Raw genomic sequence first — 21473 nt, 5'->3', positions numbered from 1 at the left:
CGTTCACCGACCCGAAGAGGGGTGGCCATGGCCGAGGTCGACACCGCGCGCATCGAGCGCGCCGTGCGCGAGATCCTGCTCGCCATCGGCGAGGATCCCACGAGGCCGGGGCTGGCGAGCACGCCCCAGCGGGTGGCGGCGGCATACGCGGAGTTCTTCGACGGCCTGCACATCGATCCGCTGACGCACCTCGCCGACTCCGTGCCGATCGGCTCGAGCGAGCAGGGCGTGCCGGCGACCTCCGACGCGGTGGTGCTGCGCGACCTCGCGTTCCGGTCGGTGTGCGAACACCACCTGCTGCCGTTCGTCGGCACCGCCCACGTCGCGTACCTCCCTGGCGACCGCGTCGTCGGGCTCGGGCGCATCCCCGCCGTGGTCGACACGCTCGCCGCCCGGCCGCAGCTGCAGGAGCGACTCGCCGAGGAGATCGCGGATGCGCTGCAGGAGGGTCTCGACCCCAGGGGCGTGCTCGTCGTGCTCGACGCGCAGCACCGCTGCGTGACCACGCGCGGGGCACGTCAGGAGCGCAGCTCCACGATCACGATCGCCAGCCGCGGCGCGCTGGCCGAGCCCGCGGCACGCGCCGAGATCATCGCACTCATCGGGGCGGCCCACCATGAGTGACGTCGCGGGCGGCCGCGAACGGACGCTCGTGATGGGCGTCGTCAACGTCACGCCCGACTCCTTCAGCGACGGCGGCCGCTGGCTCGACGCCGAGGCGGCCATCGCCCACGGGCTCGAACTCGTCGCCGACGGCGCCGACGTGCTCGACGTCGGCGGGGAGTCGACGCGTCCTGGCGCGGCGCGCGTGGAGCCCGACGAGGAACTGCGGCGGGTCGTGCCCGTCGTCCGCGAGCTCGCGGCCCGGGGCATCCGGGTCAGCGTCGACACCATGCGCGCGGCGACCGCCCTCGCCGCCGTGGAAGCCGGCGCCGAGATCATCAACGACGTGTCCGCCGGCCTCGCCGACGAGGCCATGGCCGCGATCGCCGCCGAGACCGGCGCGCACTACGTCGCGATGCACTGGCGCGGGCACTCCGACCGCATGGACTCGCTCGCCGAGTACGCCGACGTCGCCGCCGAGGTGCGCGACGAGCTCGCGGCGCGTGTCGACGCACTGGTGGGGGCCGGGGTCTCGACGGAGCGGCTCATCCTCGACCCCGGACTCGGCTTCGCGAAGCGGGGCGACCAGAACTGGGAGCTGCTCGGCCGCCTCGACGTGCTCGGCGAGCTCGGGCTGCCGATCCTCGTGGGCGCGTCGCGCAAGCGATTCCTCGGCGCGATGCTGCCAGACGACGCGACCATGGAGGAGCGCGACCTGCCGACGGCCGTCGTCAGCGTGCTCTCGGCGCAGGCCGGCGCATGGGGTGTGCGCGTGCACGACGTGCGTGCCACGAGACGCGCGCTCGACGTCCTCGGGGCGTGGCAGAGTGGACGACGTGGCCGGCACACGTGATCGCATCGCCCTGACGGGCATCCGGGTGCGCGCGCACCACGGGGTGTTCGAGTTCGAGCGGGTCGAGGGGCAGGAGTTCGTGATCGACGTCGCCGTCGCGGTCGATCTCGCGGCCGCGGCATCCGGCGACGACCTCGACCGCACCGTGCACTACGGCGAACTCGCCGAGGCCGTGGCCGCCGCCGTCGAGCGGGATCCCGTCGACCTCATCGAGACGGTCGCCGAGCGCGTGGCCGGGGTCGCCCTGGGCTTCCCCGCGGTCGAGGAGGTCGAGGTCACCGTGCACAAGCCGCAGGCCCCGATCACGGTGCCGTTCACCGATGTGTCGGTCACGATCGTGCGAGGCCGCGGATGACCCGGGCGATCATCGCGTTCGGTGCGAACCTCGGCGAGCGCGAGGCCACCATCGCCTCGGCGACCCGCGAGCTCGCCGAGACGCAGGGCATCACCCTCGTGGCCGTATCGCACGTGTACGAGACACCCGCGATCAAGGACGCGGGCGTCGACCGCGACGCCCCGGGCTACCTCAACGGCGTGCTCGTCGTCGAGACGGCGCTCGAACCGCACCGCCTGCTCGACGTGCTGCAGGCCATCGAGGCCGCGCACGGCCGGGTGCGCACCGAGCACTGGGGCGACCGCACGCTCGATCTCGACCTCATCGACTTCGGCGGGCGCCGGCAATTCGACGCCCGGCTCGAGTTGCCGCACCCGCGCGCGTGGGAGCGCGCCTTCGTACTGCAGCCGTGGCTCGACGTGGAGCCCGACGCCGTGCTGCCCGGGCGGGGTTCCGTCGCCGAACTGCGTCGGGCCGCGACCGACGAGGTGGTTCGTCGATGAGGCGCACGCATCCGTCGGCGGTCATCGCGTTCACGCTCGCCGGCGTCGTGCTCGGATACCTGGGCGATCTCGCCACCGTGTCGTCGGGTGGCAAGGCCATCGTGCCGCCGCTCTCGCTCCCGGTGACCCTCACGGGCGTGGCGATCATGGTCGTCGCACTCGCCTGGCCCATCCGGCGCGCCGTCAAGGGCAAGACCACGAAGCACCTCGACCCGTTCCGGGCCATGCGCACCGCCGTGCTCGCGAAGGCGTGCAGCCTGAGCGGCGCGCTCGTGCTGGGGTTCGGCCTCGGCATCACGCTCTTCCTCGTCACCCGCAGCGTGCTGCCGTCGGCCGAGACGGTGTGGCTCGCGCTCGCCACCGCGATCGGCGCGGCACTGCTGCTCGCCGGCGGGCTCGTCGCCGAGCACTTCTGCACGCTGCCGCCCGACGACACCGAGACCGAGAAGGAAGAGCACGCGCATGCCTGAGGCCGCTCATCGCGACGAACCGGTCGAGTCCGTGCCGACGCCAGAGGTGCCGGCCGTGGCCTCCGAGGCGGCGGCCGCGGCATCCGGCGACGCGGCACCCGGCGCTGCGGCGGGCCCGGCATCCGACACCGGTGCATCCGACACCGACTGGCACGGCGTCTCGCCGAAGTACGTCGTGGTCGAGGTCGTGGGCTCGCTCATCGGCATGGCGATCTTCGTCGGCGCGTTCACGGTCGCCTACCTCCTGTGGGGGCAGTGGTGGTGGCTGTGGGCCGCGATCGGGGTGGGCGTCATCTCCCTCGTGAGCATCGCCTTCGAGCCGCGCCGGGTGCGCTCCATCCGCTATCGCCTCCGCGACGACGACCTGTTGTTCCGTCGCGGCATCATGTTCCAGCGGCAGGTCGCCGTGCCATACGGCCGAATGCAGCTCGTCGACATCACGCGCGGACCCGTGGCCCGGGCGCTCGGGCTCGCCGACCTCAAGTTCGTCACGGCCGCCGCCGCGACGGCGGTCACCGTGCCCGGGCTTCCCATGGCGGAGGCCGACCGGCTGCGCGACCGCCTCGTCGCGCTCGCCGAGACCCGCCGGGCGGGGCTGTGAGCGCAGCCGTGCGCCCTGCGCGGGTCACGAACCTCGCCGACGGCGAGTGGCATCGGCTGCATCCGGCGAGCCCGCTGCTGCGCGGCGGCCTCGCGATCCTCGCCGTGCTGGGGTTCATCATCGCGAACCTGCGCGAACGGCTCGTCGACATGTTCCTCGTCGTCTTCGCTCCCGAGCTCGGTCCGGCGTTCCGTCCCGGAACCCCCGGCTGGCAGGATGACTGGGCGAACGACCCGATCGGCGGCATCGTCTCGAACGGGCTGCTCGGCTGGGCGCTCGCCGGCCTCGCCCTGGTCATCGCCGCGCTCGTCGTGGGCTTCTGGCTGTCGTGGCGAATGCACACCTTCCGGGTGACGCATGAGGCGGTCGAGGTGCGCAGCGGCATCCTGTTCCGTTCCCACCGGAGTGCCCGGCTCGATCGCATCCAGGGCATCAACGTCAATCGCCCGCTGTTCGCCCGGCTGTTCGGCACGGCCAAGCTCGAGCTCTCGGTCGCCGGGCAGTCGGCGAACGTGCAGCTGGCCTACCTCGGCTCCGCGCTCGCCGACGGCCTCAGGGCCGACATCCTTCGGCTCGCGTCGGGCGCGAGGGCGGCGAAGGCGGCGAGTGCGGCGGATGCCGCCGCCAAGGCGACGGATGCCCCGGCGGCCGTCATCGACGGTGCCGCCGTCGGCGGCGACTCGGCCGTCGGCGGCGACTCGGCCGTCGGCGGCGCCGACCGGCCGCACGACGCCCGCCTGCGCGTGCCGGCCGTGATCGGCCACCGCGTCGACGAGTTCCTCGCGCCCGAGCTCGACCCCACGCTCGCGCCGCCCGAGTCGGTCGTGCACCTGCCGCTCGGCCGAGTGATCGCGTCGACCTTCCTCGGCGGATCGATCGTCTGGCTGGCCGTGCTCGTCGGCGTCATCGCGGTGGGCTTCGGCACCGGCCAGTGGTGGGTGCTGTTCTCCTTCGTGCCCGCCCTCATCGGTCTCGTGAGCTACGTCTGGTCGCGCATCACGAAGTCGCTCCGGTACTCGATCGCGGGCACCCCCGACGGCGTCCGCATCGGGCACGGGCTGCTCTCCACCGGCAACCAGACGATCCCGCCCGGACGCATCCACGCGATCGAGGTGTCGCAGTGGATCCTCTGGCGGCCGTTCCGCTGGTGGTCGATCCGCATCAACGTGGCCGGGCAGTCGGTGAGCGCCTCGAACGACGCGGCGCAGCGCACCCTCGTGCTGCCCGTGGGCACCGTCGCCGACGTGCACCGCGTGCTCGCCCTGCTGCTTCCCGACGCGGCATCCGCCATCGAACCGGTCCTCGATGCCGGGCTCGTCGGCCGGTCCGAGACCGGCGGGTTCTCCCGCACCCCCGCCCGTGCCGCCTGGCTGCGTCCGTTCTCCTGGCGACGCATCGGCTGGGCCCTCGCCGACGGCGTCGTGCTCGTGCGCCGCGGCTGGCTGCAGCGCAGCCTCATCCTCGTGCCCCTCGCGCGCATGCAGTCGGTGGCGGTGGCCGCAGGGCCCGTCGGCCGGATGCTCCGGCTCGCGTCCCTGCGCCTGCACACCGTTGCCGGGCCGGTGACCGCGAGCCTGCCCGTGGCCGACCGCGTCGAGGCGTTCTCGCTGTTCGAACGGCTGGCCGACGAGGCCGTCGAGCGCGCCGTGGCCGATACGTCCGACCACTGGGGGCTCCGTGCGGAGGTCGCCGATGCCGGCTGAGCGCGCCGGGCGCCTCGGCGTCGGCACCATCGGGGCCGGCCGCGTCGGTGCGGTGCTGGCCGCCGCACTCGCCGGCGCGGGTCACGCGCTCACCGGCATCGCGGCCGTGTCGGAAGCCAGCCGCGAGCGCGCCGCCGCGATGCTGCCGGCCGTTCCCGTGCTGCCCATCCCCGACATCGTCGAGCGCAGCGAACTCGTGCTGCTCGCCGTGCCCGAGCACGAACTCGAGCCGCTCGTCACCGGTCTCGCCGAGGCCGGCGTCTGGCAGCCGGGGCAGCTCGTGCTGCACACGGCGGCGCGCTTCGGCACGGGCGTGCTCGCGCCGGCGATGCGGGCCGGTGCGATCCCGCTCGCCGTGCACCCTGCGATGAGCTTCACGGGCACGAGCATCGACCTCGCGCGCCTGCCGGGCACCTGGTTCGCCGTGACCGCTCCCGCACCCGTGCTGCCGATCGGCCAGGCGCTCGTCGTCGAGATGGGCGGCGAGCCGTTCGTGGTCGCCGAGCACGACCGGGCCGCCTACGGCGAGGCCATCGACACGGCCGTGTCGTTCTCGACGGCGATCGTCGACCAGGCGAGCGCGCTCCTCGAGGGCATCGGCGTGCCGCGGGCCGGCGCCGTGCTCGCGTCGCTCGTGCGCAGCACGGTGGAGAACGCGCTGTCCCGTCACGACGCGGGGCCGCTCCCCGACGGGGCGGGTACGATCGACGAGGCCGGTACCGACCGGCCGCTGGGAGGTATCGGGTGACCGAGGTGGCCGCGGGCACGCGCACCGTGACGACGATCGCGGAGCTCAGGGCGCTGCTCGACGAGCGACGCGCCGCCGGGGCATCCGTCGCCCTCGTGCCGACCATGGGCGCCCTGCACGACGGGCACTTCGCCCTCGTGCGCCGGGCCAGGGAGATCGCCGACGTCGTCGTCGTGTCGATCTTCGTCAACCCGCTGCAGTTCGGACCCAACGAGGACCTCGACAAGTACCCGCGCACCCTCGAGGCGGATGTCGCGGCGCTCGCCGGCCTCGGCGTCGACACGGTGTTCGCACCCGACGTCGACGAGATGTACCCCCGCGGCGGCGAAGGCGGCACCACCGTGCACGCGGGTCCGATCGGCGCCCGCTACGACGGCGCGTCGCGACCGGGGCACTTCGACGGCATGCTCACGGTCGTGGCGAAGCTCTTCAACATCGTCGGGCCCGATGACGCCGTCTTCGGACAGAAGGATGGCCAGCAGGTGTTCCTGGTGACGCGCATGGTCGCCGACCTCGACCTGCCCGTGCGTCTCGAGGTGGTGCCCACCGTGCGGGAGCCCGACGGGCTCGCCCTCTCGAGTCGCAATCGCTATCTCGACGCCGAGCAGCGGAAGGCGGCCCTCGTGCTCGTCGAGTCGCTGCGCGCGGCCGAGGCCGCGGCCGCCGACGGCCCGTCGGAGCTGCTCGCCGAGGGCGTCGCCGCGTTCGGCGACCACGACGGCGTGAACCTCGACTACTTCGTGGTCGTCGACCCCGACACGTTCCTGCCGATCGCCGACGACTTCCGGGGGCGGGCGCTCGTGCTCGTCGCCGCGTACGTCGGCAGTACCCGCCTCATCGACAACGCGTACGTCGAGGTCGGCTGAGCCGACCGGCTCGCGCCTGCTCCCGCCGGCCTCGGCCCGGCCTCGGCCCGGCCTCGGCCCGGCTCCCGCGGGCCCCAGCCCGGCTTGCGCAGGAGAAAAGGACCCATCCCTGCCTGAGGGGCGTGCTGAGTGCACTTCTCCTGCACGAGCTCGAGCTCCTGCACTGGCTCGAGCAGTTCCGCCGATCGGGCGGCCTGCCGTGCCCAAGTAGGCTGGTGCACGCACGTTTCCGCGAACCGAGAGTGAACGATGGCCGAGACCCCCACGGATGCCGCACCCCAGCCGACCGCCGCGGAGATCAGCGCCGACGAGATCAGCGCCGACGAGATCTCCGAGCAGAAGGCCGTGCGGCTCGCCAAGCGCGACCGGCTGATCGCGGCATCCGACGACCTCGCGCTCGGGGCGTACCCGGTGAGCCTGCCGATCACCGCGACGATCCCCGAGGTGCGCGACCGGTTCGTGGGCCTCGGCGTCGATGAGGCGAGCGGCGAGCAGGTCGGCCTCGCCGGCCGCGTCGTGTTCTCGCGCAACACCGGCAAGCTCTGCTTCGCGACCCTGCAGTCGGGCGACGGCAGCCGCATCCAGGCGATGGTGTCGCTCGCCGAGGTGGGAGAGGCCTCGCTCGCCGGATGGAAGGAGCTCGTCGACCTCGGCGACCACGTGTTCGTCGCGGGCGAGGTCATCACGAGCCGCCGCGGCGAGCTCTCGATCCTCGTCAAGGAGTGGCGGATCGCGTCGAAGGCGATCCTTCCGCTGCCCAACCTGCACAACGAGCTCTCCGAAGAGACGCGCGTGCGCAGCCGCTACCTCGACCTCATCGCTCGCGAGCAGTCGCGTCGCAACGTCGTCGACCGGGCCAAGGTCAACGCGAGCCTCCGGGCGACGTTCACGAGCCTCGGGTTCATCGAGGTCGAGACCCCGATGCTGCAGGTCATGCATGGCGGGGCATCCGCTCGCCCGTTCGTCACGCACTCGAACGCGTTCGACACCGAGCTCTACCTGCGCATCGCGCCCGAGCTCTACCTGAAGCGCGCCGTCGTCGGCGGCATCGAGCGGGTCTACGAGATCAACCGCAACTTCCGCAACGAGGGCGCCGACTCCACGCACAGCCCCGAGTTCGCGATGCTCGAGGCCTACCAGGCCTACGGCGACTACCACTCCATCGCCGACCTCACGCAGCAGCTGATCCAGGATGCCGCCGTGGCCGTCGCGGGCTCGCACGTGGTGACGTGGGCCGACGGCACCGAGTTCGACCTCGGCGGCGAGTGGGAGCGGCTGTCGATGTACGACTCGCTCTCGGAGGCGGTGGGGGAGCAGATCACCGCCGAGACGCCGATGTCGCGGCTGAAGGAGCTCGCCGACACCGAGGGCATCGAGATCGACCACCCGCTGCCCGGCAAGTACGTGGAGGAGCTCTGGGAGCACCACGTGAAGCCACGCCTCGAGCGGCCCACGTTCGTCATGGACTTCCCGCTCGACACCTCGCCGCTCGTGCGCCAGCACCGCTCGATCCCGGGCGTGGTCGAGAAATGGGACCTCTACGTGCGCGGCTTCGAGCTCGCCACGGGGTACTCGGAGCTCGTCGATCCGGTCGTGCAGCGCGAGCGCTTCGTCGAGCAGGCGAAGCTCGCCGCGGGCGGCGACCCCGAGGCCATGCGCCTCGACGAGGAGTTCCTGCGCGCGCTCGAGTTCGGCATGCCGCCGACGGGCGGCATGGGCATGGGCATCGACCGCCTGCTCATGGCGATCACGGGGCTCGGCATCCGCGAGACGATCCTGTTCCCGCTGGTGAAGTGAGCGGATGCCGCGAATGAACGACTACCTGCCCAAGAAGGAACTCGAGCCCGACCCCGACCCGAAGCGCCCGTCGAACGCGCGCCTCATGCTCTGGATCGTGGTGGGCGCCATCGGCCTGTACCTCGTCGGCTCGGGGATCTGGGGCATCGTCACGGGCGGCTGAGCCGGACGGCTGAGCCGGACGGCTGAGCCGGACCCCGCCTCCGGCCAGCCCGCCCCCCCGCACACCGAACGGGCGCGAATGGCGGGTCGCACCGTGCATCCGCGACTTCTGGATGCCCTGCTCCTGTCTCGCCTCGTCTCGCCCGGGTCGGGCGCCACAGGCTGCCATGGCGGGCGCGATGGGCGGATTCCGAGGTTTTGACCGTATCCTGAGGGGACTATGGACGAATTCTGGGCGAATGCGATCTGGTCGCTTGCGCCGACCGTGCTCATCGGGCTCATCTTCTGGTTCGTGCTGCGCGCGGTCATCCGCGCCGATCGCAGTGAGCGCAACGCCTACGCCCGCATCGAAGCCGAGGAGCGCGCGAAGCTCGGTCGCGAACGCCCCGCCGGATGACGATCGACATCACGGCGTCGACGGTCACCGCCATCATCGCCGCCGCCGTCATCGTCGTCGACATCATCATCCGCGTCATCGCGGTCATCGTGGTGCCGCGCAACCGCCGCCCCACCGCCGGCATGGCGTGGCTCCTCGCCATCTTCTTCCTCCCGGTCATCGGCGTCCTGTTCTTCCTCCTCATCGGCAATCCGAAGCTGCCGAAGCGGCGGCGTGAGAAGCAGGCGGAGGTCGACGAGTACATCCGCGAGTCGACGCTCGGCGTCGAGCGCGTGAGCGACAGCACGACGTGGCCGGCGTGGTTCGACGGCGTCGTGCGCCTGAACCGCAACCTCGGCGCGATGCCGCTCATCGGCTCGAACAGCGCGACGCTCATCGGCGACTACCAGGGATCTCTCGACGCGATGACCGAGGCGATCCGGCGTGCCGAGCGCTACGTGCACGTCGAGTTCTACATCTTCGCCTACGACCGCACGACCGCGCCGTTCTTCGACGCGCTCGGAGCGGCGGCGTCGCGGGGCGTTGAGGTGCGCGTGCTCCTCGACCACATCGCCTCGGCCAGGGTGGCCGGCTACCGCAAGACGCTGAAGCGCCTCGACGACATGGGCGTGCGCTGGCAGCTCATGCTCCCCGTGCAGCCCTGGCTCGGACGGTACCAGCGCCCCGACCTCCGCAACCACCGCAAGATCCTCGTGGTCGACGGCGAGATCGGCTTCATGGGCTCGCAGAACATCATCGACCGCTCGTACAACAAGCCCGGCAACATCCGTCGCGGCCTGAAGTGGAAGGAACTCGTCGCACGGGTCGAGGGGCCGATCGTGTCGGGCCTCGAGGCCATCTTCGCGACCGACTGGTACCTCGAGACCGGTGAGGCGCCGATGCGGGAGATCGTGCCCCTCGGCCAGGCGAGCGAGGCGCAGGACCTCGACTGCCAGGTCGTCCCGAGTGGCCCCGGTTACACGAGTGAGAACAACCTCAAGCTCTTCCTCGCGCTCATGTACGCGGCGCGCGAGCGCATCATCCTCACGAGCCCGTACTTCGTGCCCGACGAGGCGATGCTCCGTGCCATCACCGGGGCGACGCAACGGGGCGTCCACGTCGAGCTCTTCGTCTCGGAGATCGGCGACCAGGCCCTCGTGTACCACGCGCAGCGCTCGTACTACGAGGCGCTGCTGCGCGGCGGCGTGAAGATCTGGCTCTACAAGGCGCCCTACATCCTGCACTCGAAGCACTTCACGATCGACGACGACGTCGCCGTCATCGGCTCGAGCAACATGGACATCCGCTCCTTCGAGCTCAACATGGAGGTGTCGCTCCTCGTGCGCGGCTCATCCTTCGTGCGCGAGATGCGCGCCGTCGAAGACGGCTACCGCCGCGAGAGCCGCGAGCTCTCGCTCGAGGAGTGGGAGCGCCAGCCGCTGCGCTCCACGGTGCTCGACAACCTCGCGCGGCTCACGTCGGCGCTGCAGTAGTCGCACGGCCGGCGGGGGTCGCGGGCGGATGCCCCGTGCCCGACGCCGTGGCATCGGGCGCCCGCCGTCACGACCGCGGCTTCAGCCGCACCGTCGGAAGCTCGGGAGCGGGCAGCGGCGCGCCGTCGTATCCGGCGACGGTGCCGAAGCGTCCGTCGGGGTTGTCGCGGCCGATGACGTCGGCCTGCCACTGGCGCCGGAACTCCACGATCTCGTCGTGCGAGCGGCCGATGAAGTTCCACCACATCACGAGCTGCTCGCCGAACGGCACGCCGCCGAGCAGCACGACCCGCGCCGGCCCGTGGGGAGCGGCGAGCACGAGTCGCCGTCGGCCGGGCTCGAGGTACGCGAGCTCCGACCGGTTCACGTCGGCCGGGGCATCCGTGCCATCGGAATCGACGGCGACGGCGACGGGGCCGAGATCGACGAGCACGCCGTGCTCGAATCCGGGTTCGAGCTCGAGCTCGACGCGACCGCCGGCGGGCAGGTCGACCTGGGCGCCGAGGAGCGGCGAGAACACCGTCACGTCGCACGCGGCGCCGGCGAGGGATCCGACGAACACCCGCACGGTCGCGTCGTCGATCGTCACGGGCACGGTCTCGGCGTGCTCGAAGAACGGCCCGACGTGACGGGATGCCTCGGGCAGCGCGACCCAGAGCTGCACGCCGTGCAGCCGCGTGGTGCCGGCGGTCGACACCTCGGAGTGGGAGATGCCGCGCCCGGCGGTCATCAGGTTCACGGCGCCCGGGCGCACGAGGGCGTGGCTGCCGGCGCTGTCGCGGTGCTCGATCTCGCCCTCGAAGAGCCAGCTCACGGTCTGCAGCCCGGTGTGCGGATGCGGCGGCACGACCATGCCGCCCGAGACGGCGACGTCGTCTGGGCCGTAGTGGTCGGCGAAGCACCAGGCGCCGACGGTGGTGCGCCCGCGCTGGGGGAGCGTGCGTCGCACGTTCATGGCGCGGGGGCCGCCGAGCGGGACGTCGCGGGGCATGAGCACCTGCACGACCGGGCTCGACGGTTCGTCGGGCGGGCACGTGAGCTCGACCGGATCGCGTTCGAGGTTGCTCATGTCCGGCATGCTACCCGCGTGCTCCGACGGCGGCGTCACGACCGATAGCATGACGGCATGGTCTCCTCCGTTTCCCTCCGCCGTGCCGGCCTCGTGGCCGTGGCCGCGGCATCCGTCTTCCTGCTCTCCGCCTGCAATCCCGGCAGCGCCGCCGTCGAGGACTACCGCGGGCTGCCGGTGAGCGACCACGCCGGCGACGCCGACGGGCACGAGTCCGGAGCCGAAGACGCCGTGCAGGCGGTCTACCTGCAGCAGGGCGGCCAGCTCGCGGTGACGATACCCGGCAGCTCCACCTGCCCGGTCGTCGGCAGCCGTATCCGCGTGCTCGAGGAGGCCGGCGAGGGCAACCGGGTCGCGATCGACGTCGTCGAGCGCGATGAGGACGAGCCCTGCACCATGGATCTCGTTCCGCACACCACGGTGTTCTGGACCCCCGTGCACGTCACCACGACCGAGGAGCTCATCGTCGAGGTCGTCGGCGAGACCGTGACGGTCCCGGTCAAGTAGGCCGCGTCGCCGCGCTCCGCGCGCGGATCACGAGGACGTCGCCGACCTCGCAGTCGAGCGCCTCGCAGACGGCCTGCAGCGTCGAGAACCGGATGGCGCGGGCCCGGTCGTTCTTCAGGATGCTGAGGTTCACGACGCTCACTCCGACGAGCTCGCTGAGTCGGCTGAGCGTCAGTCCGCGCGCCTCGAGCAGTTCATCGAGGCGGCAGTGGATGTCGGATGCCTCGTCGGGCTCGGCCGGGGACATCAGACGAGTCCCTCGGTGTCGCGCTGAAGGCGCTCGCTGACCTGGAACGCGCCGGCGACGAGCGCGAGCGCGACGCCGGCGAAGAGCCAGCCGCCGGTGAACGTCCAGGCCCAGGTCGTGCTGAGCGGCGTGTCCGGGTTGCTCGCTGTGAGTTCGGCCAGGGCCATCGAATCGGCCAGGTTCACGATCACCTCGAGCCCGGTTCCGCCGACGAGGAGCACGATGGCGAGCGCCTGCAACGTGACCGTCAGGGAGCGGACGAAGGGTCGGCCGCGCCAGAGGCGCACCCCCAGGTAGACGGCGGCGGCGGCGATCGACACGGAGAGCACGGCCCCGAGCAGGTGACCGGCGATCGTCAGGCCGACGACGGCGTCGCTCACGTTCGTGGCCTGCACCCAGACCTCGTTCGACTGGGCCGCGCGCTCGACCCGCACGGGATCCGTGGGGCCGAGGTCGATCTCGCGGGTCTGGCCGGCCAGGGTGAAGCCGAATACGTAGAGCCCGTCGATCACCTTCTGCTTGAGCGAGAGCCAGAGCGAGACGAGCATGAGCGCGGGCCACGCGACCGCGATGGCGAGCACGCCGACGATGCCGATGCGGTCCGCGATGCCGAGTGCGGGAGGGGTGCGCGTTGCGGTCATGTCTGCTCCGGAGTCGGTCATGGCGATCGTGGGATGAATAACGAATATCGATAATAACGATGATCGATATGTTACGCAGACTGCACAACCGAGGTCAAGGGGGCTGCGAACGCTGCGCCCACGGCGAACAGCGGCCCACGCGACATCCGGAGTGTTTACGCTCGATGTATCGGCGCCCCTGCCCAGAGGGGTCGTGAGGAGTTGAGATGTTCGAGAGATTCACCGACCGAGCCCGTCGTGTCGTCGTCCTGGCCCAAGAAGAGGCCAAGATGCTGAACCACAACTACATCGGCACCGAGCACATCCTGCTCGGTCTCATCCACGAGGGCGAAGGCGTCGCCGCCAAGGCGCTCGAGTCGCTCGGCATCTCGCTCGACGCGGTGCGCGAGCAGGTGCAGGACATCATCGGCCAGGGGCAGCAGCAGCCCACCGGTCACATCCCGTTCACGCCGCGCGCCAAGAAGGTGCTGGAGCTCTCGCTCCGCGAAGCCCTGCAGCTCGGCCACAACTACATCGGCACCGAGCACATCCTGCTCGGTCTCATCCGGGAGGGCGAGGGCGTCGCCGCCCAGGTGCTCGTGAAGCTCGGCGCCGACCTCAACCGTGTGCGCCAGCAGGTCATCCAGCTCCTCTCCGGCTACCAGGGCAAGGAGCAGGTGCAGGTGGGTGCCAACGACCAGCAGCAGCCCGCGGGCGGCTCGCAGATCCTCGACCAGTTCGGCCGGAACCTCACGCAGGCCGCGCGCGAGTCGAAGCTCGACCCCGTGATCGGGCGCGAGAAGGAGATCGAGCGGGTCATGCAGATCCTCTCCCGCCGGTCGAAGAACAACCCCGTGCTCATCGGCGAGCCCGGCGTCGGCAAGACCGCCGTCGTCGAGGGCCTCGCGCAGGCGATCGTCAAGGGCGAGGTGCCCGAGACGCTGAAGGACAAGCAGCTCTACTCGCTCGACCTGGGCTCGCTCATCGCCGGTTCCCGGTACCGCGGCGACTTCGAGGAACGCCTGAAGAAGGTCACCAAGGAGATCCGTACCCGCGGCGACATCATCGTCTTCATCGATGAGATCCACACGCTCGTGGGCGCCGGTGCGGCCGAGGGCGCGATCGACGCCGCATCGATCCTGAAGCCGCTGCTCGCCCGCGGCGAGCTGCAGACGATCGGCGCGACCACGCTCGACGAGTACCGCAAGCACTTCGAGAAGGATGCCGCACTCGAGCGCCGCTTCCAGCCGATCCAGGTGCAGGAGCCGTCGCTGCCGCACGCGATCAACATCCTCAAGGGCCTGCGCGACCGGTACGAGGCGCACCACAAGGTGTCCATCACCGACGGTGCCATCGTCGCCGCCGCGAACCTCGCCGACCGCTACGTGAGCGACCGGTTCCTCCCCGACAAGGCCATCGACCTGATCGACGAGGCCGGCGCCCGCCTGCGCCTGTCGATCCTGTCGTCGCCACCCGAGCTGCGCGAGTTCGACGAGAAGATCGCCGTGGTGCGGGCCGCGAAGGAGACCGCGATCGAGGAGCAGGACTTCGAGAAGGCCGCGTCGCTCCGCGACGAGGAGAAGAACCTGCTCGGCGAGCGCCTGCGGCTCGAGAAGCAGTGGAAGTCGGGAGACGTCAAGACCACTGCGGTCGTCGACGAGGGCCTGATCGCCGAGGTGCTCGCCCAGGCCACCGGCATCCCGGTGTTCAAGCTCACCGAGGAGGAGAGCTCGCGGCTCGTCTTCATGGAGAAGGCGCTGCATGAGCGTGTCATCGGCCAGGAGGAGGCCATCTCGGCCCTCGCCAAGACCATCCGTCGTACGCGCGCCGGCCTCAAGGACCCGAAGCGACCCTCTGGCTCGTTCATCTTCGCGGGGCCCACGGGCGTCGGCAAGACCGAGCTGGCCAAGGCGCTCGCCGAGTTCCTCTTCGACGATGAGGCGGCGATGATCTCGCTCGACATGTCGGAGTACGGCGAGAAGCACACGGTCTCACGGCTGTTCGGTGCCCCTCCCGGGTTCGTCGGCTTCGAGGAGGGCGGCCAGCTCACCGAGAAGGTGCGCCGCAAGCCGTTCAGCGTCGTGCTCTTCGACGAGATCGAGAAGGCGCACCCCGACATCTTCAACTCGCTCCTCCAGATCCTGGAGGAGGGCCGCCTCACCGACGGCCAGGGTCGCGTGGTGGACTTCAAGAACACCGTCATCATCATGACGACGAACCTCGGCACGAAGGACATCTCGAGCGGGCCCGTGGGCTTCGCGATCGAGGGCGACACCCGCACGGGCTACGACCTCATGAGCGGCAAGGTGAAGGAGGAGCTGAAGAAGCACTTCAAGCCCGAGTTCCTGAACCGCGTCGACGAGATCATCGTCTTCCCGCAGCTGTCGAAGGCGGAGCTCCTCCAGATCGTCGACCTGTTCATCAAGCGCCTCGGCGAGCGCATGCTCGACCGCGACATGACCGTCGAGCTCACGGTTCCCGCGAAGGAGCGCCTGATCGAGGTCGGCTTCGACCCCGCGCTCGGCGCCCGGCCGCTGCGTCGCGCGGTGCAGCATGAGGTCGAAGACCGCCTGTCCGAGAAGATCCTGCACGGCGAGCTCAACTCGGGCGACCACGTGCACGTCGACTTCAAGGACGGCGAGTTCGTGTTCACCACGTCGCAGCGGGCGCTGCCTGTGGGCGTGGGCGTGAACACGGGCGCCGCGATCGGCACGGGGCCCGTGAGCCCCGACCTCGCCGCGGCATCCGGCGAGTGAGCTGAACGACCAGGGGGCGGATGCTTCGACGGGCTCGGCACGAGTCCTGCGAGGCATCCGCCCCCTTCGTCTGCGCCTACGATGATCGGATGACCCCTTCGCCCGGCTCAGGGCCATTCACGGTGCGCCGAGCGCGCACGAGCGACGTGCCGAAGATCCTCGCACTCGTGGAGCCGCTCGTGCAGCGACGCATCCTGCTCGGCAAGGAGCGGGTCGATCTCTACGGCGACGTGCAGGAGTTCAGGGTGGCCGAAGCCGCCGGCGATGAGGGTCGGCTCATCGGCGCGGGTGCGCTGCATGTCATGTGGGAGGACCTCGGCGAGGTCCGCACCCTCGCGGTCGACGACGCCTGGCTCGGCAAGGGCGTCGGTCATGCGCTCCTCGACGCGCTCGAGGTCGACGCCCGCGAACTCGGCCTCACCCGTCTGTTCTGCCTCACCTTCGAGGTGGACTTCTTCGCCCGCCACGGCTTCGAGGACATGGGGCACGAGACCGTCGATCCCGAGGTGTACGCGGAGCTCGTGCGCTCGCACGACGAGGGTGTCGCCGAGTTCCTCGACCTCGCTCGCGTGAAGCAGAACACCCTGGGCAACACGCGCATGCTGAAGCTTCTCTGAGAGCGCTCCGGCGCGCCGAACGGATGCCGCCCGCCGGGGCTCCCCGGTCGTACCCTGTGACCATGTCGACGAATCCCGCCCCCGCACGGCGGCAATCGCCGCAGGTGTACCGGCGCCGTCGGCTGATGGTGCTGCTCGGGCTGATCGCGGTCATCGTGGCGATCGTGCTCATCATCGTGCGACCGGGCTCGAGCCAGGGCGACGAGACCGATCCTCCGACGGCGAACGCGCCGGCCACGACCGGGGCCACCGAGCCCGCCACGACGGCCATCCCGACGGAGGCGACGGCCGCCGACGGCGACGCGTGCGCCGAGACGAGCCTCATCGTGGAGGCGGTCACCGACAAGTCGAGTTACGAGGCGGGCGAGCAGCCGCACCTGTCGGTCACCATCACGAACATCGGGAAGAACGTCTGCGTGCTGAACGCGGGCACGAGTGCCCAGGTCTTCACGATCACGAGCGGTTCCGAGGTGTACTGGCGGTCGACCGACTGCCAGGTCGACCCCGTCGACGCGGAGGTCTCGCTCGCCCCGGGCACGCCGGTGAGCTCGAGCGTTCCGATCGTCTGGGACCGCACCCGCTCGAGCGCGGAGACGTGCGAGGGCCCGCGTGAGGCGGTGCCGGCCGGGGGAGCGTCGTACCACCTCGGGGTGAGCGTCGACGGCTTCGAGTCGGCGGCCGACAAGCAGTTCCTGCTCTACTGACGGCGCCTCCATACCGCGCCCAGGCGACGCGTCGGCGCGTCGGCGCGTCGACGCGCCGTGCGTGTGCCGCGGGAGTGGCGAAGTGGCTCCTGCAAGGGGCAGAGTAGGGTCAGGGAAGCGATCGGCAGGAGCAGGCGTGGGCGTCTTGGTGTATGACCGTGACTTCGAACTGGACATCGAGGACCGCACCCTCGCACACCTTCAAGTCGTGATCATCGACAAGCTTCGCAGGGACGAGCGGTTCCCGCTCGTCGTCGAAGACGGCAAGCAGGAGCGGGTCATCTGGATGACTCCCGAGACGCCCCTGCAATTCGTCTACCACGGCAACCGTCACCCCGTGCTGAACCGAACCTGGCTGGAGCACCTCGCCGAGGCCGCGGGGTCGACCCGGGGACTCACGGTGGTGCCTGAGCCACCCGAGTAGTCAATCCCCTCCCACTTCATGCCCGACCGGTCTAGCGTTCGAGGGTGCACCACAGCGACTCCCCTGATCGCCGACTCGACTCGTTGCAGGCGTTGGGGTCCGAACTCGGGACCAAGCCGCTGTACGTCCGGTACTCGGAAGGGCCCGACCACGACTTCGAGTCCACCTCGGTCGACACCGAGAGCGGGCTCGAGTTGCCCGGCCTCTCGGCGAACCCGCTGGATCCCGAACCCTGGTGGACGCGCCCGACCGAGGACTGGCTGGCACGCCAGCTCTGCCAGTACAAGCACCTGCGCGACCGCAATCCCGATCGCATCGCTTGGGTGCTGCACGGCACGCTGGTCGGTCGGGGCCCCGACTGCGAGCCGCTCCTCGCTGAAGCGGTGTTCGTGGCAGAGCTCACCGACACGCTCCTCGAGGAGGCGGAGCGACGGTACGAGGATCGGTTCGCCGCGGGCGTCGGCCCGGAGGGCCGGGAATCCTGACCGCGGCGATCGGGCCCCGAGGGTTGTTCGCACGCCCCGGGGGAGGGAGACTCGTGACATGCACACCGATGACGAAGCTCGGGCGCTCGACGACGTGGTCGATCGCCTCGCTGAGCGGTTTCCGACGGTGACGCGCGAGCGCGTCGCGGCCATCGTCGCCGAGGAGCACCTCGAACTCGAGGGGAATCCGATCCGGGATTTCGTGCCGGTGCTCGTGGAGCACGAGGTGCGCGACCGCCTGCGGGCGGAAGGTGCGGTGCCGGTCCCGAACGGGGAGGCGGCGGTGGACGCCCGAGACGTCGACCGCCTCGAGCGAGCCGAGCGCCAGCGCGACGAACTCGACCCGTCGCTGCGCATCGGCCTGCTGAACGGCGATCTCGGCGGCTCGTAGCGCCCAGACGCTCGGTGCGTTCGCCGCTCGCGGACGAGCGTCGGCTCGCGGCATCCGCTCGATACGCTGGGAACCATGGCGCAGCGGAGGAAACCGGGCAGGGGCGAGCCGATGGAGTTCCGCTCGCAGGCGCTCGCCGAGGCGCTCGAACGGCAGGACATGGCCGCGGTGGCGCTCGCCCTCAGGAACGGCAACACGGTCGTACCGCTCCTCAAGCCGGGCCCGCGTGATCGTCCGCTCGACGGCGGCGAGGTGTGGACGTACCGCGACCCCAAGTCGGGCGAGGTCGCGCTCCTGCTCTTCAGCGACGCGGCGAACAAGCCCGCCAACCTGCCGCCCGCGGTCGGCCTGCACAGCCCGGCGTGGCTTCGTTCATTCCTGAAGCGATACGAGTCGACGATCACGACGGTGTTCCTCGACATTGCCGGGCCGCACCCCATGCAGGCGTCGCCCACCGAACTGCTGCGGGCACTCGAGGCCTGACCGGCGACCGGCGGCCGTCAGAAGGCGGCGTCGAGCTCGCGTTCACGGCTCGAGGACGCCGCGACCATGGCGCGCTCGACGGCCGCATGCACGCTGCCGGCCTCGACGTCGAGGATCGTCGTGTAGCCGAGTCGCCGAGCCTCGTTGCCCCGCTGGCGGGCCGAGGTCACGGGCCGCACCTCGCCCGCGAGGCTGATCTCGCCGAACGCGGCGAGTTCATGCGGCACCGCGCGATCGCGCATGGCCGAGGCGATGGCGACCGCGATGGCGAGATCGGCGCCGGGCTCGACGAGCCGCACACCGCCGACGGTGGACACGTAGACGTCGTGCTCGCCGAGCTGTCTGAGCCCCGCCCGACGCTCGAGCACCGCGATGATCATGGCCACGCGCGACGGATCGACGCCGTTGACCACGCGACGCGGCTGCGGGGCCTTGGTCGTGACCACGAGGGCCTGCACCTCGACGGGCAGCGCACGACGCCCCTCGAGTGCGACGGTCACGCAAGTGCCGCTCACCGCGTTGCGCGAACGGCTGAGGAAGAGACCGGATGGGTCGGGCACCTCGGCGATGCCGTCGCCCGTCATCTCGAAGCATCCGACCTCGTCGGTGGGCCCGAAGCGGTTCTTCAGGGCGCGGACGAACCGGAGCGCCGTCTGCCGGTCGCCCTCGAACTGGCACACCACGTCGACGAGGTGCTCGAGGAGGCGCGGGCCGGCGATGGAGCCGTCTTTGGTGACGTGGCCGACGAGGAGCACGGGCAGCTGCCGCTCCTTCGCGACCCGGATGAGCGTCGACGCCACCTCGCGCACCTGGCTCGGCTGGCCGGGCAGTCCGTCGGAGAGGGAGCTGGACACCGTCTGCACGGAGTCGACCACGAGCAGTTCGGGTGCGACCTGGTCGACCTGGCCGAGGATGGTGGCGAGATCGGTCTCGGCGGCGAGGTAGAGCTCGTCGTGCAACGCGCCGGTGCGCCCCGCACGGAGCCGCACCTGGGCCGTGGACTCCTCGGCGCTCACGTAGAGCACGCGCCGGCCTGCGGCCGCCACCCGGGCCGCCACCTCGAGGAGGAGCGTGGACTTGCCCACGCCCGGTTCGCCCGAGAGCAGGATCGCGGCGCCCGCGACGATGCCCCCGCCGAGCACGCGATCGAACTCGCCGATGCCGGTGGGCCGGTGCGCCGCGTCTTCGGTCTGCACCTCGGAGATCGGGCGCGCGACGCGCGCCGCGCTCGGGACGACGGCCTGCAGCGAGCGCACGATGCCCGTCTGCTCGGCGGCATCGACCACGGTGCCCCACTGTTGGCACTCGGCGCAGCGACCCGCCCATTTCGCGGTGGTCCACCCGCATTCCGTGCAGCGAAAGGCGGAGGTGGGCTTGGCCATGCTCCGAGCGTAGGCGCCGCCCCCGACATCCGGTCACATGGCGGCGGCGTGCGATCCGCGTGTCGCGGGTCGGACCGATTCGGGGGCCACCCCGGGCGCGTCGGGGATCTCGGCCGGCGTCGGCGCCGTGGCATCCGCCGGGAACCTGGCGACGAGGTCGGCGACGAGCGACGGACGGAACGCCTCGGCCCAGACCTTGTAGCCGTGGTCGTTGGGATGGAAGAAGTCGGCGGCGAAGTGCGTGAACATGCGCCGCACCCCGCGGAGCCGGGTCACCGTGTGCAGCGGCACGACGGTCAGGCCGAACTCCTCGGCGACCGTGCGGAGGATGCGATTCGCGACCGCCACCCTGCGCTCGTTGCGCGGGAAGTAGAAGAACGGGAGGTTGGCGACGAGGGCGTGCGGCGGCAGCGCGGCGAAGAGCTCGCGGATGCCGCGCTCGAAGACCTCGGGGTCCCACTTGGCGATGTCGTTCGCGCCGATCGCCACGGTCACGACGTCGGGCTTGAACTTCGCGAACTTCGGCAGCTGGTCGCGCACGGCGAGCTCGACGGTCGCGCCCGAGACGCTGAGGTTGACGACGCGCACACTTCGACCCGTCACCTCGCGGATGTCGCGGGCGAGCACGCCGACGTAGCTGCGATCGGGTCTGCTCGCGCCGATGCCCTGCGCAGCGCTGTCGCCCATGGCGACGTAGAGCACCTCACCGCGCCGCTTCGCATGGGCGCGCCACCACGCGGAGTGCACAGGGAGCGTCTCGTTGATGATGGCCGCGTTCGCGGTGAGGCGAGCGCGGAACGCCCGCCACGCGGCGCGAACCGCGAGCACGACGCCGGTCACGATGCCGGCGGCGACTCCGAGCGGGATGAGGGCTGCCGCCGCCCCCGGGCGATCCTCGCGCACGGAAGCGACGGTAGGACGCGTTGCTGACCGTCGGCTGAGCGGATGCTGCGTGCGCGCGCGGTGCCGGATCTCATGTCGCTGAGGCATCCGGGCGTTTTGGATGATCTCGCGAGGTCGTCTAAGATCGATCCCGGTACCGTGTCCGAGCGGCCGAAGGTGCAACTCTCGAAAAGTTGTGTGGGTTAACGCCCACCGTGGGTTCAAATCCCACCGGTACCGCCAAACGCGAAGGCCCCGATTCCCTTGCATGCTCAAGGGAATCGGGGCCTTCGTCGTTCCGCCGAGAGCGGTCATCCCCCCTTCTCCCCGTTCGCGAGGTCACGAGCGCGCTCGAGAGTCAAAGTGCCGCGTAATAACGCCCACCGAGACCCCGAAC

The 21473-nt window shown here is 70.9% G+C and carries 26 protein-coding genes and 1 tRNA gene; 22 read left to right on the top strand and 5 right to left on the bottom strand.

Annotation, left to right across the window (positions count from 1 at the left end; all coding sequences use genetic code 11):
• Positions 1-27 precede the first annotated feature (27 nt).
• The 13 genes from folE to cls all read left to right on the top strand — a co-directional run bounded on the left by folE (position 28) and on the right by cls (position 10509).
• Positions 28-624 carry a GTP cyclohydrolase I gene (folE, locus tag ACVFI9_RS16295; RefSeq protein WP_474763230.1) on the top strand — a complete coding sequence of 199 codons (597 nt, stop codon included), beginning with the start codon at positions 28-30 and terminating at the stop codon, positions 622-624.
• Positions 617-1456, top strand: coding sequence for a dihydropteroate synthase (folP, locus tag ACVFI9_RS16290; RefSeq protein WP_474763229.1), 840 nt, complete (start codon positions 617-619; stop codon positions 1454-1456). The genes folE and folP overlap by 8 nt, the downstream gene beginning before the upstream one ends.
• Positions 1440-1811, top strand: coding sequence for a dihydroneopterin aldolase (gene folB, locus ACVFI9_RS16285; RefSeq protein WP_474763228.1), 372 nt, complete (start codon positions 1440-1442; stop codon positions 1809-1811). Before folP ends, folB begins: the two co-directional genes overlap by 17 nt.
• Positions 1808-2293 carry a 2-amino-4-hydroxy-6-hydroxymethyldihydropteridine diphosphokinase gene (folK, locus tag ACVFI9_RS16280; RefSeq protein ID WP_474763227.1) on the top strand — a complete coding sequence of 162 codons (486 nt, stop codon included), beginning with the start codon at positions 1808-1810 and terminating at the stop codon, positions 2291-2293. The genes folB and folK overlap by 4 nt, the downstream gene beginning before the upstream one ends.
• Complete coding sequence (locus ACVFI9_RS16275; RefSeq protein ID WP_474763226.1) at positions 2290-2763, top strand: DUF3180 domain-containing protein; 474 nt, start codon at positions 2290-2292, stop codon at positions 2761-2763. The genes folK and ACVFI9_RS16275 overlap by 4 nt, the downstream gene beginning before the upstream one ends.
• On the top strand, positions 2756-3364 hold the full coding sequence (locus ACVFI9_RS16270; protein WP_474763225.1) for a PH domain-containing protein: 609 nt from the start codon (positions 2756-2758) through the stop codon (positions 3362-3364). Before ACVFI9_RS16275 ends, ACVFI9_RS16270 begins: the two co-directional genes overlap by 8 nt.
• Positions 3361-5067 carry a PH domain-containing protein gene (locus ACVFI9_RS16265; protein WP_474763224.1) on the top strand — a complete coding sequence of 569 codons (1707 nt, stop codon included), beginning with the start codon at positions 3361-3363 and terminating at the stop codon, positions 5065-5067. The genes ACVFI9_RS16270 and ACVFI9_RS16265 overlap by 4 nt, the downstream gene beginning before the upstream one ends.
• Positions 5057-5815, top strand: a complete 759-nt coding sequence (locus ACVFI9_RS16260) for a Rossmann-like and DUF2520 domain-containing protein (RefSeq protein ID WP_474763223.1) — start codon at positions 5057-5059, stop codon at positions 5813-5815. Before ACVFI9_RS16265 ends, ACVFI9_RS16260 begins: the two co-directional genes overlap by 11 nt.
• Before the next feature lie 5 nt (positions 5816-5820).
• Complete coding sequence (panC, locus tag ACVFI9_RS16255) at positions 5821-6681, top strand: pantoate--beta-alanine ligase (RefSeq protein ID WP_474766292.1); 861 nt, start codon at positions 5821-5823, stop codon at positions 6679-6681.
• A 249-nt stretch (positions 6682-6930) separates the two neighbouring features.
• Entirely contained in the window at positions 6931-8478 is a 1548-nt protein-coding gene (gene lysS, locus ACVFI9_RS16250; RefSeq protein WP_474763222.1) for a lysine--tRNA ligase, read from the top strand.
• A 13-nt stretch (positions 8479-8491) separates the two neighbouring features.
• Complete coding sequence (locus ACVFI9_RS16245; RefSeq protein ID WP_474763221.1) at positions 8492-8641, top strand: hypothetical protein; 150 nt, start codon at positions 8492-8494, stop codon at positions 8639-8641.
• Between the two features lie 219 nt (positions 8642-8860).
• Positions 8861-9037 (top strand): hypothetical protein, encoded by a 177-nt coding sequence (locus tag ACVFI9_RS16240; RefSeq protein ID WP_360517319.1) that lies wholly within the window; start codon positions 8861-8863, stop codon positions 9035-9037.
• Entirely contained in the window at positions 9034-10509 is a 1476-nt protein-coding gene (gene cls / locus ACVFI9_RS16235) for a cardiolipin synthase (RefSeq protein WP_474763220.1), read from the top strand. Before ACVFI9_RS16240 ends, cls begins: the two co-directional genes overlap by 4 nt.
• Positions 10510-10576: 67 nt before the next feature.
• Here the strand turns inward: cls and ACVFI9_RS16230 are convergent, their stop codons facing one another.
• Positions 10577-11578, bottom strand: a complete 1002-nt coding sequence (locus ACVFI9_RS16230; protein WP_474763219.1) for a pirin family protein — start codon at positions 11576-11578, stop codon at positions 10577-10579.
• Positions 11579-11635: 57 nt separating this feature from the next.
• Between ACVFI9_RS16230 and ACVFI9_RS16225 the strand changes: the two genes are divergently transcribed.
• Positions 11636-12085: a hypothetical protein gene (locus ACVFI9_RS16225; protein WP_474763218.1), complete on the top strand. Its 450-nt coding sequence runs from the start codon at positions 11636-11638 to the stop codon at positions 12083-12085.
• Here the strand turns inward: ACVFI9_RS16225 and ACVFI9_RS16220 are convergent.
• Both ACVFI9_RS16220 and ACVFI9_RS16215 read right to left on the bottom strand, forming a co-directional pair.
• Complete coding sequence (locus tag ACVFI9_RS16220) at positions 12078-12332, bottom strand: helix-turn-helix domain-containing protein (RefSeq protein WP_474763217.1); 255 nt, start codon at positions 12330-12332, stop codon at positions 12078-12080. The two genes, ACVFI9_RS16225 and ACVFI9_RS16220, sit on opposite strands and share 8 nt — an antisense overlap.
• Entirely contained in the window at positions 12332-12973 is a 642-nt protein-coding gene (locus ACVFI9_RS16215) for a hypothetical protein (protein ID WP_474763216.1), read from the bottom strand. The genes ACVFI9_RS16220 and ACVFI9_RS16215 overlap by 1 nt, the downstream gene beginning before the upstream one ends.
• 206 nt (positions 12974-13179) lie before the next feature.
• Between ACVFI9_RS16215 and ACVFI9_RS16210 the strand changes: the two genes are divergently transcribed.
• The 7 genes from ACVFI9_RS16210 (at position 13180) to ACVFI9_RS16180 (ending at position 18812) form a co-directional block, all read left to right on the top strand.
• Complete coding sequence (locus ACVFI9_RS16210) at positions 13180-15708, top strand: ATP-dependent Clp protease ATP-binding subunit (protein ID WP_474763215.1); 2529 nt, start codon at positions 13180-13182, stop codon at positions 15706-15708.
• A gap of 89 nt (positions 15709-15797) precedes the next feature.
• On the top strand, positions 15798-16325 hold the full coding sequence (locus tag ACVFI9_RS16205) for an amino-acid N-acetyltransferase (RefSeq protein ID WP_474763214.1): 528 nt from the start codon (positions 15798-15800) through the stop codon (positions 16323-16325).
• Between the two features lie 62 nt (positions 16326-16387).
• Complete coding sequence (locus ACVFI9_RS16200; RefSeq protein WP_474763213.1) at positions 16388-17029, top strand: hypothetical protein; 642 nt, start codon at positions 16388-16390, stop codon at positions 17027-17029.
• A 136-nt stretch (positions 17030-17165) separates the two neighbouring features.
• Positions 17166-17453 carry a DUF7882 family protein gene (locus ACVFI9_RS16195; RefSeq protein ID WP_474763212.1) on the top strand — a complete coding sequence of 96 codons (288 nt, stop codon included), beginning with the start codon at positions 17166-17168 and terminating at the stop codon, positions 17451-17453.
• 44 nt (positions 17454-17497) lie between these two features.
• A complete protein-coding gene (locus ACVFI9_RS16190) occupies positions 17498-17938 on the top strand; it encodes a DUF6098 family protein (RefSeq protein WP_474763211.1) in 441 nt (146 codons plus the stop codon).
• Positions 17939-17996: 58 nt separating this feature from the next.
• Positions 17997-18329 (top strand): three-helix bundle dimerization domain-containing protein, encoded by a 333-nt coding sequence (locus ACVFI9_RS16185; RefSeq protein WP_474763210.1) that lies wholly within the window; start codon positions 17997-17999, stop codon positions 18327-18329.
• A 75-nt stretch (positions 18330-18404) separates the two neighbouring features.
• Positions 18405-18812 (top strand): dehydrogenase, encoded by a 408-nt coding sequence (locus ACVFI9_RS16180; RefSeq protein WP_474763209.1) that lies wholly within the window; start codon positions 18405-18407, stop codon positions 18810-18812.
• A gap of 17 nt (positions 18813-18829) precedes the next feature.
• Here ACVFI9_RS16180 and radA read toward each other — a convergent pair whose 3' ends face one another.
• Together radA and ACVFI9_RS16170 are read right to left on the bottom strand one after the other, a co-directional pair.
• Positions 18830-20194 carry a DNA repair protein RadA gene (gene radA / locus ACVFI9_RS16175; protein WP_474763208.1) on the bottom strand — a complete coding sequence of 455 codons (1365 nt, stop codon included), beginning with the start codon at positions 20192-20194 and terminating at the stop codon, positions 18830-18832.
• A 33-nt stretch (positions 20195-20227) separates the two neighbouring features.
• On the bottom strand, positions 20228-21097 hold the full coding sequence (locus tag ACVFI9_RS16170) for an SGNH/GDSL hydrolase family protein (RefSeq protein WP_474763207.1): 870 nt from the start codon (positions 21095-21097) through the stop codon (positions 20228-20230).
• A gap of 132 nt (positions 21098-21229) precedes the next feature.
• On the opposite strand from ACVFI9_RS16170, the gene ACVFI9_RS16165 reads away from it, so the two are divergent.
• Positions 21230-21319: transfer RNA gene (locus tag ACVFI9_RS16165), tRNA-Ser, on the top strand.
• Positions 21320-21473 lie beyond the last annotated feature (154 nt).

The sequence above is a fragment of the Agromyces sp. NSFZ genome, from assembly GCF_056156205.1.
This window is presented reverse-complemented; position numbering and strand designations above follow the sequence as displayed.